This is a genomic window from Haloferula sp. A504 (genome assembly GCF_044385805.1).
Taxonomy (GTDB): Bacteria; Verrucomicrobiota; Verrucomicrobiia; order Verrucomicrobiales; family Akkermansiaceae; genus Haloferula.
Map to the genome: position 1 here is coordinate 15533 of NZ_JBISBU010000062.1, position 16501 is coordinate 32033.

The window sequence follows — 16501 nt, forward strand, 5'->3', positions numbered from 1 at the left end:
TGGAGCGCCGATTATGAAATCGGCATCTTCCGGCCCGGGTCTTCTCCCACCGGAGTTTTCCTTTTCAAAATCCGCCCCACCCCCCAATTTCCGCGGCCCCGAGCCATGAGTGACGAACGCCGCAAACCATTCCCCTTCGACCAGTTCGAGCCCAAGTGGCAGCAGACCTGGGACGAGGAGAAAACCTTCCGCACGCCCAATCCGGGGGATGCCGACTTCGATGCCTCGAAGCCGAAATTCTTCGTCCTCGACATGTTTCCCTACCCCTCCGGCTCGGGCCTGCACGTCGGCCACCCGGAAGGCTACACCGCCACCGACATCATCGGCCGCACCAAGGTCCGCCAGGGCTTCAACGTGCTGCACCCGATGGGCTGGGACTCCTTCGGCCTGCCCGCCGAGCAGTATGCCATCAAGACCGGCCAGCATCCCCGCGTCACCACCGAGGCCAACATCGTGACCTTCAAGCGCCAGCTGAAGTCGCTGGGCTTCGGCTACGACTGGGACCGCGAGATCGCCACCACCGATCCGGAATACGTCCGCTGGACCCAGTGGATCTTCCTCCAACTTTACAACGCCTACTTCGACGAGGAACGGCAGAAGGCCCGTCCCGTCAGCGAACTGGAAGCCAAGGGTTGGACCCGCGAGCAGATCGACGACGTCCGCCTCGCCTACATCCACGAGGCGCCGGTGAACTGGTCTCCGTCGATGGGCACCGTGCTGGCCAACGAGGAGGTCGAGGAATGGCGCGCCAAGGGCGAGACCGTCGAGCGCCGTCCGCTGCGCCAGTGGATGCTGCGCATCACCAAATACGCCCAGCGCCTGATCGACGAACTCGACCCGCTCGACTGGCCGGAAGGGATCAAGCTGCTGCAGAAGAACTGGATCGGCCGCTCGGAAGGGGCGGAGGTGAAGTTCCAAGTTCCAAATTCCAAGTTCCAAATCGAAGTCTTCACCACCCGTCCCGATACCCTGTTCGGCGCGACCTACATGGTCCTCGCGCCGGAGCATCCGCTGGTCGAGGAAATCACCACCGCAGACCAGCAGGCAGCGGTCGAGGACTACATCAAGGCCTGCGCCAGCAAGTCCGACATGGAGCGGGGCGACCTCAACAAGGACAAGACCGGCGTCTTCACCGGCGGCTATGCGATCAATCCCGTCAACGACGAGCAGATCCCCATCTGGATCGCCGACTACGTGATGATGGGCTACGGCACCGGCGCCATCATGGCCGTCCCGGCCCACGACGAGCGCGACTTCGAATTTGCGAAGAAGTTCGAGCTGCCCATCCTGCAGGTCGTCGAACCGACCGGCGACGCCGACTGGCAGGGTTACACCGACCCCGGCACCGCCGTGAATTCCGGATTCATCGACGGCCTGCCCACCGCCGAAGCCAAGGCGAAGATGATCGCCTGGCTCGAGGAAAACGGCAAAGGCCGGGGCCAGATCAACTACAAGCTCCGCGACTGGCTTTTCTCCCGCCAGCGCTACTGGGGCGAACCCTTCCCGCTGCTGTGGAACAAGGAAACCGGTGAGCACTCCGCGCTGCCGGAAGACGAACTGCCCCTGCTTCAGCCGGAGATGGAGGACTTCAAGCCGACCGGCGACCCGCGCGGCCCGCTGGTCAAGGCAACCGACTGGATCCACTACAGCGACAGGCTGGAGCGTGAAACCAACACCATGCCCCAGTGGGCCGGGTCCTGCTGGTACTACCTTCGCTACTGCGATCCTCGTAACAATGACCGCTTCATTTCCGAGGAGGCCGAGCGTTACTGGAGCGGGCAGGGCGGAGATGTGGCCGGGGCTTCCAGCCCCGTCGCCGATCCACCCTCCACGGCAACGGGCCAGGATGGCCCGGCCACGGGCATGGTCGACCTCTACGTCGGCGGGACCGAGCACGCCGTGCTGCACCTGCTCTACGCCCGCTTCTGGCACAAGGTCCTCAACGACCTCGGCCACGTCTCGACCAACGAACCCTTCCAGCGGCTGGTCAACCAGGGACTGATCCTGGGTGAGGACGGCCAGAAGATGTCCAAGTCCCGTGGCAACGTCGTCAACCCCGACGAAGTGGTGCGCGATTACGGCGCCGACGCGCTGCGCCTCTACGAAATGTTCATGGGCCCGCTGACCGACACCAAGCCGTGGCAGATGAAGGGCGTCGAGGGCGTGTCGCGCTTCCTCGCCCGCGTCTGGCGTGTCGCCATGGAGCAGAACCAGGCCGGCGAATGGACCGTCTCGTCCAAGCTTCAGGATGCTCCCTGCACCGACAAGGCCCTGCTCAAGGTCGTCCACGAAACCGTGAAGAAGGTCACCGAGGACATCGAGCGGCTGTCCTTCAATACCGCCATCTCGCAGATGATGGTCTGCACCAACGCCTTCACCGCCGCCGAGGTCGTGCCGAAGGCCGAGTTCACGCTGTTGCTGCACGTCCTCAACCCCTTCGCTCCGCACCTCAGCGAGGAGCTCAACCAGCTCATCGGCCACGACACGCAGCTCGCCACCCAGCCGTGGCCGGCTTACGACGAGTCCGCCCTCGTCGAGTCGGAGATCGAGCTGGTCGTCCAGGTCAACGGCAAGCTCCGCGACAAGATCACGGTAGCGAAGGACGCTCCGAAGGAAGACATCGAGGCCGCGGCCCAGGCCTCCACCAAGGTTCAAGAGTTCACCAAGGACAAGACGGTGCGGAAGGTCATCGTCGTCCCCGGAAGGTTGGTCAACATTGTGGCCAACTGACGTGGCCTGTCCTCCGAAGCCTTGGCGAAGGAGGATGAACATCGTGGCGAACTGATTCCGGAGCTTGAATCCCGGCAATTCTCCGGATAGGCGCCCCGCCATGACCCGCGACGAAATCATCGCCCGCATCCGGAAGATCGAGGCCCTTTACCAGGGCACCGGGGAGATGGGAGAAAAGCAGGCTGCGGAATCCGCCCTCAACCGGCTCGTCATGCGGCTCGACACCGAGACCGAGCAGGTCGAGGAAGAATTCCAGTTCAGCCTGCCCGACCCGTGGAAACGGAAGCTCTTCCTCGCCCTGGCCCGACGCCACGGGCTCAAGCCCTACCGCTACCCGCGCCAGCGCCACTCGACCGTGATGCTGCGCATCACCAAGAAGCGCCTCGACATCGTCCTCTGGCCCGAGTTCAAGGAACTCTCGGAGGTCCTCTCCCAATATCTCGCGCAGGCCACCGACGACATCATCACCCGCGGCGTCCACGGCGACCTTTCCGAAGCCCCGCAACAGCCGAATCTGCCGCTGGACTGAGGGGCGGCGTCACTCTTTGCTACCACCCCGCGCCTGCTCGATGAACGGCCCGAGAAAGTCCAGATAGCCCCGGGAGTGCCCCGCCGCCTCTCGCCGCGTATCCAGCGATTCGACGATGCCCCGCAGCGCCACCCGCAGGTCGGCCGCCGAAGGACCCGAGGCGCGGATGCCGTCGCTCACTTCGCCCAAGAGGACGTAGAGCGCCGCCACCGTGCCGTCTCCCGCCTTCTTCGGCGGCTTGCCTGCGAGCTTCTTGTCGAGTTTCTGGAGGGCGGACTTCACCTCCGAATCCTTCGGCCCGGCTTGGCCCGAGTTGCGGGATTCGCGGTCGAAGTCGTGAATCGCCCCTTCGAGCCTGAAGATCATGCCGGAGACAAACGGATCATGCATCGGACCATGGCGGCTCATGCCCGGGTGATGCCAGATTGTGGAGCCGGGTCAATCTTCCAGTCCCCGCCAAGAGTCGTGGGAGACCGAGGGGGGATTCACTCACCAAGGAGCGGTGACCTTGACGTCGACCCATAAACCCATATGATTACCCATATGAAAACGACGCTGGATCTCCCCGACGATCTGCTGATCGAGGCGAAGGCGACCGCCGCCCGGCGCCGGATGACCCTGCGGGAGTTGGTGACCCGCGCCTTGGAGCGGGATTTGCGCCCCGTCCCGCCGCCGACTGCGGAGGAGCATTTCACCATCGACGAGGACGGCTGGCCGGTATTCGAGCGGAAGGGCTACACCGGGCCGCCGGTCACGAACGAGCTGGTCAACCGGCTTCGTGAGCAGGAAGGGATCTGATGAGGGCGCTCTTCGACATCAACGTATTGCTCGCCCGCTTCGACCGACTCCACGACCACCACGGGAGGACACAACAGTGGTTCCGGGGACGGGCGATTGACACGATCCTGACCTGCACCCTCACTGAGAACGGCTTCCTCCGGATCTTTGCCAATCCCGCCTACCCCACCGGCCCCGGGAACATGCGCGATGCCGCTGCCATGCTCTCCCGGATCCGCTCGGTGCCTGGACATGACTTCGTTGCCGAGGACCGCTCGATTCTCGATCCTTCGCTCGGAGTGGCGCTGGGATCGAACACTCCGGCGCAGATCACCGACCTCTACCTGCTCGCCCTGGCGGTGCGCCACGATGCGAAATTCGTGACGCTCGACACCCGTATCGATCCCGCCTCGGTGAAAGGCGGCACCTCCGCGCTGGTGGTCATCCCGGAGTGATCCGGCGGAACTCCTCCCGGATTCCCACCAGCACCTCGTTGGCCTTCTCGCGGTCCGGTGTCTCGGGCAGTTCCGAACCTCAGCCCTCGCCCTGATACTCGGTGCCGGTGCACTGGGTGCCGTCGTGATAGCAGCGCCACGGCTTCTCCACGCCTTCGACGTCGACATCGATGATGAACGAAGTCTCCCCGCGCTCCGCCTTGATGACCTTCATCTCCCTGTCCGGGATCTGCTTCCGCAGGGCGGCCAGGCAATCGTTGATCACTTTGTCGGGCACCGGACCCGTGGCCGGCTTCTCCTCCTCGGGCGGCTTCTCGTCGGTGATGCTCACCAGCATCTTGTACCCGGCCGTTTCCCCCCGCCTTGCGGCGGCGCGGTTGAGGAATACATCGATCGAGTGATCGCCGCTCTTGTAGAGCTGGCCGACGTATTCCCTGCCACCACTCAAGGAGTTGAAGAGCGCCTCCTCGCCCGGCCCGCGCCCCGGGATGTAGATGTTGAAATCCGCTCCCTTCCCGACCGGGAGAATCAGAACCTTCAGCCACTGCTTGTCGCGGGCGTTGAGTTTGTAGAGCACCGAATCGCGGCCGCTCACCTCGCCACTGACGACCGTGTGACTCTCGCCGGGCTTGAACTCGATGCGCTTCGCCTTGGTTTCCCCGGCGGCGGACAGCGCCAGGACGGCAGTGAACAACAGAATGGAACGGATCATGGGATCGGGAGGTTGGAGTGGCTTATCTGGTGTTGAGATTCATCAATCATTCCGCCATGCCCCGCGCCCAGGCAGGCCCGTTGGCGGCTTCATAGGCCGGAACGCTGCCCAGTTGTCGGCCGGTCCTGCTATCGAAGAGCTGCACGGTGGCCGGACCATGATTGCCCCGGGACTTGACGGCAATCTGCTCCTGCTCGCTGTACCAGCGGGTCTCCTCGACGTTCGGGAGGGCGGTGCGGATGACACTCAGGGTCCGATTGCCCTCGCGGACCGTCACGCTACCCGAGCCGCTAGTGGCGGTCAGTGGCTGGGTGAATCCAGCCTGGGACCCAGAGGGCTGTTGTCCGGTAGAGCCGGTAGTTGAGCCGGGCTCTTCGACAACGATGCACTGGCTGAGCAGGAGAACGGGGACGGGCAGCAGAAAGAGGAGGTGGCGATTCTTCATGATGGAAAAGATGGATGCTTTTCAAAACCCGGAATCGGATCCGGTCAAATGTTTTCGCTGCACCTGCCGTTCATGCACCCCGGATCTCCGCCTGATTTCACCGGCGAAGCCCTGGAAAAACGCATTTGCCCGTCCTCAACCGCTTCGGTGGCCGAGGATAAGCCTCGTGGCGAACCGAATCCGAAACATCCGCTCGTTCAGTGCTTCGGGGTCTCACGCGCCAGCGCCTTCCACCCGGCATCGCCACGCACTCCGGCAGCGGCAGGATCGAAGGGACGGAACCCGATCATCCGCACCGCCTCCTCGTCCTGAAAATCGAAATCCCCGCGAGCCGGATCGACAAATCCAGGATCAGCGACGACCGAGTTGCGGTCTTGCCCCTTCGCCCGCCATTCCTCGAAGGACATGCCGAAACAGTCGATCGGACCGCCATCGGTGCGCCAGTAGAGATTGCGTTCGGACTCGAGGATCCCCTTGCCACGCGCACCGCCGCCCCACAGCGGGCCCTTGTCCCAAATCACGATATTCCCCGTGAATCGGAACGAGAGGTGCTCTTCGGGCCGGGTGAACTGAAGCTGCGGGTTGCGGGCGAAGGCGAAGATGTTGTTCCGGATCACGTTCTCCTTTCCGTAGTGCTGGTGATAGCCGCCGGTGGTGGTTCGGTGGACGAGGTTGTTCTCCAGCAGGATGCCGGTGCTGCCCTCGTCGTTGTAGAGCCCCCAGCCGCCGTAGGCGTAGGAGACGATGTCGTGGATGTGGTTGTGGCGCAGCGTGGTGCCTTCCGACGGACCCAGCGTGTAGATCCCGCCCATGTCGCTGAGCCGGCCGTCGCCGATGTGGTGGATGTGGTTGAAGTCGATGCGGTTGCGCTTCGCATCGCTCTCGGCATAGCCCCAGCGCCAGCCGACCGAGACGCCGGTGTAGGCGAAATGGCTGATCTCGTTGTGAAGGATCCGGTTGTCCGGGCTGTGGCCGATCCACACCCCGACCGCGCAGGGAAAGACGTGACCGCCGTCGCGGATGATGCAGTCCTCGACCCGGTTGCCGCCGGTGCTGCGCTCCATTTGCGATGACCCGATCCGGACCCCGCCGGCCCCGAGGTCGTGGAAGTAGGTCTTTTCCAGCCGGCAATCGCGGCAGCCGTCGCGGAACCAGAGGCCGTAGATCCCGGTGTGGGCGATCTCGCAGTCCACGAAGGTCACGGACGCGGCGTGATCGGCCTGGATCACCGCCTCGATCGGCGCCGCCGCCTGGGCCGGCTCGAAGCCTTCCGGCGGACAGCTCCAGCCGGCGTGCCGGAACGCCAGGCCCTCGATCCTGACATGCGCCACCGACGCCTCCGGGCGGCCCCGGATCACCAGCAGCTTTTCCGTGACCGGCGCCACCACCTCGGCCGTCGCGGGATCCTCGCCGGGCCGCGGCCGATAGGTGAGTTCGCCGCCGCGGGACAGGAACCACTCGCCGGGCTCGTCGAGCGCCGCGGAAAAGTTCTCGAAAATCACGCCGGTCTTCGCGTCCCAGCGGTTCCAAGGCTTCATCGGCCTGCCATGGGTGACCAGCGTGTCGCCGTCGATCCGGTCGAGGAAGCGCCGCGTGTTGTCCCACTTGTGGTAGGCCAGCATCTGGACCCGCGCGAAATCCGCGGCCTCGAGCGTCCGCAACGGTTCGAGGACCTTCGGCGGCAGCGTGACGGTCTGCCGTGCCCGGTCCTCGCCGAGCTTTTCCTCATCGACTTTCTTCATCCGCACGAATCCCTCGTCCGGCTCGCGCGCCCGGGTCGCCCGCCGGCCATCGACCCACAATTGATCGAAGGCCGGCCCCTCAACCTTCGCGCGCCAGAGTCCGTCGGCACCGACCGTGAACCCGCCGATCCTGCGGCCGCCGGAGATCACCGGCTTCGTCCCCGGTGCCGCGACCAGGCGCAGCGGAGCGTCTTCCGTGCCGGAGTCGGCGGGGGTCAGGACCAGCGGCGAGGAAATCCGGTGAACGCCGTCGAGAAAGACCAGCTCGACCGCTTCACCTGGATGATCCGCGCGGAGCTGGCGGGACCGTTCGAGCGCGGCGGCGAGGTCGTCGCCGGGTTTGATTTCGAGCATCGCTCCCGCCGCGGCACCCGCCAGCAGGATCATCATCCAACCACATTTCATGACTTCGAGGATACCGCTCCGCCGCCACGGTTCTCACAACCCGTGTCAGCCGTGCTAGATTCCGGCTCGGGATGGCGTTTCTTTCGTCATGAAGGCCCTGCTTTGCCTCGCGATCGCCCTGTCCGCCCTCCCCCTGAATGCCGAAACCGAGGCCGAGCGCGATGCCCGGATGGAGTGGTTCCGGGAGGCCCGCTTCGGGATGTTCATCCACTGGGGCGTTTATTCGATTCCCGCCGGCGAGTGGAAGGGCAAGCCCTACAAGGGCATCGCCGAGTGGATCCAGAACCACGCCAAGATCCCGGTCGCCGAATACGAGCCGCTCAAGGATCAGTTCAACCCGGTGAAGTACGATCCCGAGGCCTGGGTGAAGTTGGCCAAGGACGCCGGGATGAAGTACATCGTCATCACCAGCAAGCACCACGACGGCTTCTGCCTGTGGGATTCGAAACAGACCGAGTGGGACATCGCTTCCACCCCCTACAAGAAGGACCTGCTCAAGCCGCTCGCCGAAGCCTGCCGCAAGCACGGGCTCAAGTTCTGTCTCTACCACTCGATCATGGACTGGCACCACCCGGACTGGGGGACCAAGAAGCCGTGGCGCGGCAACGCCGACAACCCCGCGCCCGACATGGACGCCTACACGGCCTACATGAAGGCCCAGCTCAAGGAACTGCTCACCGAATACGGCGACGTCGGCATCCTGTGGTTCGACGGTGAATGGGAGGACGCCTGGACCCACGAGCGCGGCAAGGACCTCGACGATTACGTGCGCTCGCTGCAGCCCGACATCATCGTCAACAACCGCGTCGACAAGGGCCGCAAGGGCATGGAGGGCATGAGCAAGGACGACAAGTTCCGCGGCGACTACGGCACGCCCGAGCAGCAGATCCCCGCGAACGGTTTGCCCGGGGTCGACTGGGAATCGTGCATGACGATGAACGACACCTGGGGCTACTCGAACCTCGACCACGACTGGAAGTCCTCCGAAAAGCTGATCCGCAATCTGGTCGACATCGCCAGCAAGGGCGGCAACTACCTGCTCAACGTCGGCCCCACTGCCGAAGGCGAAATCCCCGCCCCGAGCGTCGAACGCCTGGAGGCCATCGGTGACTGGATGAAGGTCAACGCCGAGTCGATCCACGGCACCTCGGCCAATCCGTTCAAGTCGACCCCCTGGGGCCGTTGCACCATGAAAGCCATCGATGGTGGCACCCGGCTCTACCTGCACGTCTTCGACTGGCCACAGGACGGCAAGCTCAAGCTACCCGGCCTGGCCAATGAGATCACCGGTGCCCGCCTGCTGGCGAATCGGGCCAAGGTAAGGGTCGAGGGTGCCACTTTGACCCTGCCCGCGACCGCCCCCGACCCGGTCGACACGGTCGTCGCCGTGGACATCAAGGGCGCCATCGCCCTCGAAGAGTGAGTCTTCGCGGACAAACCCGACCGCCACTCGACTCTATCTCGAAGTGTTTCAAGATTGCTTTTGATACATTGGATATTTGGAGTTATGAAGTAATCGAATTCGTCTCAAACCAGACTGACCATGAACCACACCGCACAAGCCACCCTCCTCTGCGCGCTGATCTCAGCGCTTCCGGCCTCGGTCGCCGCCCCCGCCAAGCAGGCCCCGATCTCCGAACAAGTCATCCTCGAAAGTTTCGACTCCCTTTCCGCGACGCTGAAGCAGGCGCGCCAGCAGGTCACCCAGGCGGTGAACCGCCGCGACGAGGCACTGATCCAACTCGCCGCGAGCCAGAAGGCGAATACGCACAAGGAACGCGAGATTGCGGAACTCCGGAAGCAACTCGCGGAAAGCCGCCAGTCGGCGGAAGCCTGGAAGCGAAAGGCCGCCAGCTTCGAAAAGAACGCCGCCGAATGGAAGAAGACCGCCGAGGAGCGCGCCGAGCAGCTCGCCATCGGCGGCGAGGCCCAGAAGAAGCTCGGGAGTTTCCGTGACCGCCTGGACACCACGATGAAAGAGTTCACCTCGCTGGAGGCCGAGTTGGTCCAGCTGCGCAAGGAAATGAAGGAGCCGCGGGAGAAGGCGGCCCTGATGCGCGAGAACCGGCAGCTCAAGGGGCAAAGCCAGACGGCCGGCAAACAGCTCGCGGAAGCCGTTAAAGCCAATGCCGAAACCGTCAAGCAGCTGCAAACCACCCGCAAGGAGCTCGGCGAAGTCAGGAATGCCCTTCAAGACGCCCGGACGCAGGCCCAGCGGTCCGAGCAAGCGATGGGAGCCGAGTTGAAGAAGGGGCAGGAGGCTCTCGCCAAGACCGAAACGCAGGCCAGGCAGCTGCAGGAACAACTTACGGAGGCGCGGAAAGCCCACGCCAACACCCGCAAGGAGCTGGAACAGGCGCAGACGGAAGGCGCGGGCAAGCTCGACGAGCTCCGCAAACAGTTGGGAGCCAGCCAGAAGAAGACCTCCGAGCAGGAAAAGCAGCTGGCCGAGGCTCAGAAGGCGCAAGCCGACGCGCGCAAGGAACTCCAGCAGGCCCGTGCGGCGGGTGCCGCCAAGATCGATGCGCTGCAAGAGCAGTTGAAAGCCGCGCAGCAGACCGCCGCTGAGCAGAAGCAGCAGCTGACCGAAGCCCAGCGCAAGCTGGCCGGAGCCGAAGAGCTGCGGAAGCGATTGGCAGGTTCCGTTCAGCAGAAGGAACAGACCATCGCCAACCTGCGCAAGCGGCTTCAAAACCGGCCGGACAAGCCGGGCGACGACCAGGGCTGAGGCCCCCGCGCCCCCTTTTTCACGGCCGCACCCCTCGCCGGGATGCGGTCGTTTTTTGTGTCCCCGCCGGAGCTCCGAATGCCACCACCCCGCGCTCCGCAGGACGTGAACTTGCGCATCTGCTCTCCATCCGCCAGAATCCCCCGATCATGAAAGCCACCTTCATCGCTCTTGTTCTCACCCTCGTCCTGGCTTCGTGCGCCGGCATGGGCTCGTCCAACACCAAGCGCCTCCTTTCCGCCTCCGGTTTCCAGCCCAGAAAGCCTGCCAACGAGGAACAGACGGCGCTCTACGACCGGATGGAGCCCTACAAGCTCTACAACAAGGAAATGAATGGAAAGATGGTCTACGGCTACAAGGATTCGGACCAGGGCGTGGTCTATGTCGGCGGTGCCGAGGAACACGAGAAATATCAGCGTCTCGCGGTCGAACAGCAGATCGCCCGCGACCAGCGGGCCGCCGCCGAGATCGAGATGGAAGCCTCACTCGGTTGGAGCCGCTACGGTTGGGGTGCCTGGAGTCCCTATCAGAGCCGGATCTACTACTGAAGCATCAGCCCATACGACCGCTTGCGCGCGGCGGATCACGACCTACCTTCCGGCTCATGAAACGCCTCCTGTCCCTGTTCTCCGCCACGGTCACGCTCAGCTCACCCTCTTTCGCGGGAGACTTGAGCGCCATCCCCTTCAAGACCATCGACGGCAAGGAAACCTCACTGGCCGACTACAAGGGCAAGGTCGTCCTCGTCGTGAACACCGCCTCGAAATGCGGGCTGACGAAGCAGTACGCGGCGCTCGAGGCGATCTACGACAAATACAAGTCGAAGGACTTCGTGGTGCTCGGTTTCCCCTGCAACGACTTCGGCAATCAGGAGCCGGGCACCCTCGAGGAGATTCAGGAATTCTGCAGCACCAAGTTCGACGTGAGCTTCCCGCTGATGGAGAAGATCCACGTCAAGGGCCAGGACCAGCATCCGCTCTACACCGCGCTGACCGGCAAGGACGGCGCCTTCCCCGGCGACGTGAAGTGGAACTTCGGGAAATTTCTGATCGACCGCGACGGCAAGCCGCTGGCCCGCTTCGAGCCCCGGCAGAAGCCCGACAGCAAGGAGGTCACCGCCGCCATCGAAAAGGCGCTCGGGGAATGACGTTGACGGACAATCGATCGGCAGCCGGCGGCAGCTACGGCTTGCGGACCGTCGGAGCCGCCTCTTCCTTCAGTCCGTGGTACTCCACGAGGCTGGCGTGGCTGTGGTTCACAAACACGGAATGGCCGAAGGGGTGATGGCCGTGCAGGACCTTGTGAATCCCCCTGCCGAGAACCTTGGCCACGCGCGCCCCGGTTTCGGCGGCGACCGTGACCGATGACGGCGCCGAGTTCTCCAGGAAGGCCGCCTCGTGCTCGACCGAGAGTTCCTCGCGCTCGATGTGGCGGATCAGGGCGTCCAGGTGAGCCAGCCGGGCCGGATTCGGTTTGTCCTCGGCTTCCTCGAGGTTGCGCCGCAGGGCGCGGTCCTCGACCTTCAGGGCCTCCAGTCGTTCATACAGCCGGTTGGCCGCGGGGCGGCCGATTTCCTGGAGCTTGTATTCAAGCGCCTCGAGTCGCGCATCGACGTGCGCGAGTTTTTCGGCAACGGGGTCGATTTTCGCATTCATGGCTATGGGAGTTGCAACCGTGACCTTACCGCGTCCGGCACCTTTTGGCCATGGGATTTGTGCCGACATCGTGCTCCTGATAAGCCCGGGGCTACGGGGGCGTATGCCGCCCATGACCCGCCTGCTTGCCCTCGTCCTCGCGATCAGTCCCGCGCTCGCCGCCGAGCGTCCCAACATCCTCGTCTTTCTGGTCGACGACATGGGACTGATGGACACCTCGGTGCCCTTTCTCGCCGGGCCGGACAGCAAGCCGGAAGTCCACCCGCTCAATCGCCTCTACCGCACGCCCTCGATGGAGCGGTTGGCGAAGACCGGCATCCGCTTCGAGCAGTTCTACGCCAACAGCGTCTGCTCACCGACCCGGATCTCGATCATCACCGGGCAAAGCTCGGCGCGTCATCACACCACCCAGTGGATCCGCTCGGAGAACAACAATCGCGGCCCGCAGGGGCCGCCGGACTGGAAATGGGAGGGGATCACGAAGGATGACCAGACCCTGCCGCAACGCCTCAAGGCCGGCGGCTACCACACCATCTACGCCGGCAAGGCCCACTTCGGGCCCATCGATGCCTACGGTGAATTTCCCGGCAACTTCGGCTTCGACGTGAACATCGGCGGCTGCTCGTGGGGCCAGCCGGGCAGCTACTACGGAACGGATGGATTCGGCTGGATCAAGGGCAACAAGCAGCGGGCCGTCCCCGACCTCGAGAAGTATCACGGAAAGGACATCTACCTGACCGAGGCGCTGACCGGGGAGATGAATGCCGCCCTCGGCAAGGCCGTCGAATCCAAGAAGCCGTTCTTCGCCTACATGGCCTACTACGCGGTTCATGCACCATTTCAGGCGAACCGGAAATACCTCGATCACTATGCCGACGCCGACATCCCCAAGCCGGCCAAGGCCTACGCCACCATGATCGAAAGCATGGACACCTCGGTCGGACAGATCCTCGATCAGGTCGAGGCTCTCGGCGTCGCCGAAAACACCCTGGTCCTGTTCCTCGGCGACAATGGCAGCGACGCTCCGCTTGGAGGCACCCACGAAGTTGCCAGCTCCGCCCCCCTCCGCGGCAAGAAGGGCACCCACTACGAGGGCGGGATGCGCATCCCCTTCATCGCCACCTGGGCCAGGCCGGATCCCGCCAACCCGCTTCAGGCCCGGCTGCCCATCGCAGCCGGAACCCTCAACCGGCAAGCCGCCGACATCACCGATATCTTTCCCACGCTCCTCGAACTCGCGGGCGTCGACTACGAGGAGCCGGTCGATGGCGACAACCTCGCCCCGGCACTGGCGGGCAAACCGCTCGATCGCGAAGCCGAATGGCTGATGCACTTCCCCCACTCCCACCGCAGCAGCTACTACACCGTGTATCGCAAGGGCGACTGGAAGCTCATCTACCACTACACCAAGCCCGCGGCGGAGCGCTGCGAGCTCTTCAACCTCGCCGAGGACCGCGCCGAACAGAACAACCTGGCCCAAGCCAGGCCCGGAGAACGCAAGCGGATGATCGCCGCGATGGTAAAGGCGCTCGAGGACGCCGGCGCCCAGTATCCGGTCGAGTCGCCGGATTCCGAGAAGCCGCTGCGGCCCGTGGTCGAGTGATCCCGGTCGTCCGACGCTGGACCGCCTGCCTGCGGGGCCGTAGTCTCGCCGGATCACGTGGCCACTGATTCCGACATCCGCGACCATCTCCTCGCCGGGGCCTGGAAAGGTCGCTTCGAGGATGAGGTGCTGGGTATTGGAACCAAGCTCAAGGGCCGGGTCCGCGGCCTGCGCGGCGACTGGCAGGACGGCCAACTCGTCCTCCGGGCCGAAGTGGGCGGCGAGCCCTGCGAGATCATCCTCTGGCCCGAAGGGAGCGGCTGGGATTTCGAAAGCACCTGCGCCTGCGAGCTCCGGAGCTTCTGCCCCCACGCCGTCGCCCTGCTCACCGTGGTCTCGAAGCCCCGCAAGCTCGACGACCTGCTCGACAGGAACGCCGATCGGAGCGCCGATTATGAAATCGGCACCCATCCCCCCGCCGCGCCAGCGGCGCAAAACCCCATCGGCACCCATCCCCCCGCCGCGCCGGCGGCGCGAGCCCATCCCCCGTCCTTCCATCTACGCGTGGCCCGCGAGCCGACCGACTCACGCGTCGTCCGGCTGCTGCTCCAGGCGCTCAAGCTGCCCGACACCGGCGACTGGGTCGTGGCGCGGCCGGAAGTTCGCTACGGCGAACACCGTACCCCCCTAGGGGGCAAGCCGGGGCTCCGGGAACAGCCGCTGGCCGATGGCTCCATCCTCGCCCGCGACGGGGCGGCGGAGATGAATGCCATCCTCCAGCTCCAGCAGACCGGGCTCGCCTCGCTCGGCTCCCAGCCGCAGTACCGCTTCCTTCTCGCCCTCGACCAGAAGAAGGACTCCCCGGGTGCCTCACCCTCCTCGGCCGGGCTCTGGTTTCCCCAGCACGGCAGCCATCACGACTACTGGCCGTGGCTGCGGGCGATCGGGTCGAAGCAGCTCGAAGCCCAGGGCTGGACCGTGTCCTTCGACGACGACGTCGGCCACGAGGTCATCCCGGTCGACCCCGAGGCCATCGACTACCGGCTCGAGAGCGACCCCGGCGGCTCATGGTTCCACCTGTCCGTCGGTTTCGACGTCGGCGGCCGGCAACTCGACCTGCTGCCCATCCTCGCCGACCTCCTCGACCGCGGGGCCGACGAGGTCACGCTGGAATTTCCCGCCGAGGGCAGCATCCTGCACCAACTCGACGACGGACGCTCGCTTCAGCTCCCCGCCGACCGCATCCGGCGCATCCTCCAGCAGTTGTCCGCGCTGATCGACCCCCGCCGCTTCAAGGGCTCGAAACTCCGGCTGCACCCGCTCGATGCCGCCGGCCTTGCCCATCAGGACCCGGAAAAGTTCTCCCCACCCAAGAGACTCGAGCAACTCATTCGCTCACTCAGCGAAAACCCGTCAACCCGTGACGCGTCAACCCATGTCCCCGTCGGCCTCCGCGCCGATCTCCGGGACTACCAGAAGGCCGGATTCGAGTGGATGCGCTTCCTCGCCGAACACGATTTGCACGGCATCCTCGCCGACGACATGGGGCTGGGAAAGACCATGCAGACCCTCGCCCACCTGCTCGCCGAGAAGGAGGCGGGCCGGCTGGAGAAGACTCCCGCCCTCGTCGTCGCCCCCACCTCCGTGGTGCCCAACTGGCTGGCCGAGGCGAAAAAGTTCGCGCCCTCGCTCACACCTCTGGTTCTCGAGGGACCCCGGCGCCGGAAATACTTCCGCTCCATTCCCTACGCCGACCTCGTCCTCACCTCCTACGCGCTGCTGCAGAGGGATGTGGAGCAACTACGGCAGTTCTCGTATCACGTGATCATCCTCGACGAGGCGCAGTACATCAAGAACCCCGCCGCCAAGGTCTCGAAGGCCGCCTGCGAGCTCGAAGGCCGTCACCGGCTCTGCCTTTCCGGCACCCCGGTGGAGAACCACCTCGGCGAACTTTGGAGCCTGATGCGCTTCCTCATGCCCGGCTTCCTCGGCGGGCAGGAGGACTTCAAGCGCCGTTTCCGCAAGCCGATCGAGGACGAGGGCGACGAGGGCCGCCAGCAGGCCCTCAAGGATCGCGTCGCCCCGCTCATCCTCCGCCGCACCAAGGACCAGGTCGCCAAGGAACTGCCGCCGAAGACCATCCTCGTCCACCCGGTCGAGCTCAACACCGCCCAGAAGGACCTCTACGAGACCGTCCGCGCGACGATGGACAAGCGGGTCCGTCAGTCGATCGCGATCAAGGGTCTCGAAGGCTCCCACATGCTCTTCCTCGAGGCGCTGCTCAAGCTGCGCCAGATCTGCTGCGAGCCGAAGCTGCTCAAGTTCGGGAACGAGTCGAAGCTCGAGGCCGACGCCGCCGGCTCGGCCAAGCTCGACTACCTCGCCGACCTGCTCGACACCCTGGTCGAGGAAGGCCGGCGCATCCTGCTCTTCTCGCAGTTCACCTCGATGCTCGACCTCATCGCCGCGCACCTCCAGCGGCGGAAGGTCCGCTACCTCATGCTCACCGGAGGCTCGAAGAACCGCGGCGAGCTGGTCGAGCGCTTCCAAACCGGCGAAATCCCGCTTTTTCTCATCTCCCTGAAAGCCGGCGGCACCGGCCTCAACCTCACGGCGGCGGACACCGTGATCCACTACGACCCCTGGTGGAACCCCGCCGCCGAAGCCCAGGCGACCGACCGCGCCTACCGCATCGGCCAGAAGAACCCGGTCTTCGTCCACAAGCTCATCTGCCAGGGCACCGTCGAGGAGCGCATCCACCAGCTCCAGCAGAAGAAGAG

Annotated in this window: 15 protein-coding genes; 10 read left to right on the forward strand and 5 right to left on the reverse strand. The window is 64.8% G+C overall.

Annotation, left to right across the window (positions count from 1 at the left end; genetic code table 11):
* Positions 1–105 precede the first annotated feature (105 nt).
* On the forward strand, positions 106–2730 hold the full coding sequence (locus tag ACG2LG_RS20170) for a leucine--tRNA ligase (RefSeq protein WP_396262098.1): 2625 nt from the start codon (positions 106–108) through the stop codon (positions 2728–2730).
* Between the two features lie 100 nt (positions 2731–2830).
* Positions 2831–3259, forward strand: coding sequence for a hypothetical protein (locus ACG2LG_RS20175; protein ID WP_396262100.1), 429 nt, complete (start codon positions 2831–2833; stop codon positions 3257–3259).
* A gap of 9 nt (positions 3260–3268) precedes the next feature.
* Here ACG2LG_RS20175 and ACG2LG_RS20180 read toward each other — a convergent pair whose 3' ends face one another.
* Entirely contained in the window at positions 3269–3667 is a 399-nt protein-coding gene (locus ACG2LG_RS20180) for a hypothetical protein (RefSeq protein WP_396262101.1), read from the reverse strand.
* A 135-nt stretch (positions 3668–3802) separates the two neighbouring features.
* On the opposite strand from ACG2LG_RS20180, the gene ACG2LG_RS20185 reads away from it, so the two are divergent.
* Positions 3803–4057: a hypothetical protein gene (locus ACG2LG_RS20185; RefSeq protein ID WP_396262103.1), complete on the forward strand. Its 255-nt coding sequence runs from the start codon at positions 3803–3805 to the stop codon at positions 4055–4057.
* Positions 4057–4491 (forward strand): TA system VapC family ribonuclease toxin, encoded by a 435-nt coding sequence (locus ACG2LG_RS20190; RefSeq protein WP_396262105.1) that lies wholly within the window; start codon positions 4057–4059, stop codon positions 4489–4491. The genes ACG2LG_RS20185 and ACG2LG_RS20190 overlap by 1 nt, the downstream gene beginning before the upstream one ends.
* A gap of 79 nt (positions 4492–4570) precedes the next feature.
* On the opposite strand, the gene ACG2LG_RS20195 is transcribed toward ACG2LG_RS20190, so the two are convergent.
* The 3 genes from ACG2LG_RS20195 to ACG2LG_RS20205 form a co-directional block, all read right to left on the reverse strand.
* Positions 4571–5203, reverse strand: a complete 633-nt coding sequence (locus ACG2LG_RS20195) for a hypothetical protein (RefSeq protein WP_396262107.1) — start codon at positions 5201–5203, stop codon at positions 4571–4573.
* 46 nt (positions 5204–5249) lie between these two features.
* Positions 5250–5648 (reverse strand): hypothetical protein, encoded by a 399-nt coding sequence (locus tag ACG2LG_RS20200; RefSeq protein WP_396262108.1) that lies wholly within the window; start codon positions 5646–5648, stop codon positions 5250–5252.
* Between the two features lie 197 nt (positions 5649–5845).
* Positions 5846–7795, reverse strand: a complete 1950-nt coding sequence (locus ACG2LG_RS20205; protein WP_396262110.1) for a right-handed parallel beta-helix repeat-containing protein — start codon at positions 7793–7795, stop codon at positions 5846–5848.
* 88 nt (positions 7796–7883) lie between these two features.
* Here ACG2LG_RS20205 and ACG2LG_RS20210 point away from each other — a divergent pair, with 88 nt between their 5' ends.
* The 4 genes from ACG2LG_RS20210 to ACG2LG_RS20225 all read left to right on the forward strand — a co-directional run bounded on the left by ACG2LG_RS20210 (position 7884) and on the right by ACG2LG_RS20225 (position 11670).
* Entirely contained in the window at positions 7884–9218 is a 1335-nt protein-coding gene (locus ACG2LG_RS20210; RefSeq protein WP_396262112.1) for an alpha-L-fucosidase, read from the forward strand.
* Between the two features lie 120 nt (positions 9219–9338).
* On the forward strand, positions 9339–10523 hold the full coding sequence (locus ACG2LG_RS20215) for a hypothetical protein (protein ID WP_396262114.1): 1185 nt from the start codon (positions 9339–9341) through the stop codon (positions 10521–10523).
* 149 nt (positions 10524–10672) lie between these two features.
* Positions 10673–11071 carry a hypothetical protein gene (locus tag ACG2LG_RS20220; RefSeq protein ID WP_396262116.1) on the forward strand — a complete coding sequence of 133 codons (399 nt, stop codon included), beginning with the start codon at positions 10673–10675 and terminating at the stop codon, positions 11069–11071.
* A gap of 56 nt (positions 11072–11127) precedes the next feature.
* The gene (locus tag ACG2LG_RS20225) at positions 11128–11670 is read left to right on the forward strand and encodes a glutathione peroxidase (protein ID WP_396262118.1); all 543 of its coding nucleotides are present in this window, start codon (positions 11128–11130) and stop codon (positions 11668–11670) included.
* Between the two features lie 34 nt (positions 11671–11704).
* On the opposite strand, the gene ACG2LG_RS20230 is transcribed toward ACG2LG_RS20225, so the two are convergent.
* On the reverse strand, positions 11705–12178 hold the full coding sequence (locus ACG2LG_RS20230; RefSeq protein WP_396262120.1) for a hypothetical protein: 474 nt from the start codon (positions 12176–12178) through the stop codon (positions 11705–11707).
* A gap of 112 nt (positions 12179–12290) precedes the next feature.
* On the opposite strand from ACG2LG_RS20230, the gene ACG2LG_RS20235 reads away from it, so the two are divergent.
* Both ACG2LG_RS20235 and ACG2LG_RS20240 read left to right on the forward strand, forming a co-directional pair.
* Positions 12291–13781, forward strand: coding sequence for a sulfatase (locus ACG2LG_RS20235; protein WP_396262121.1), 1491 nt, complete (start codon positions 12291–12293; stop codon positions 13779–13781).
* 57 nt (positions 13782–13838) lie between these two features.
* The coding region (locus tag ACG2LG_RS20240; RefSeq protein WP_396262123.1) for an SNF2-related protein at positions 13839–16501 on the forward strand (2663 nt) is incomplete at its 3' end.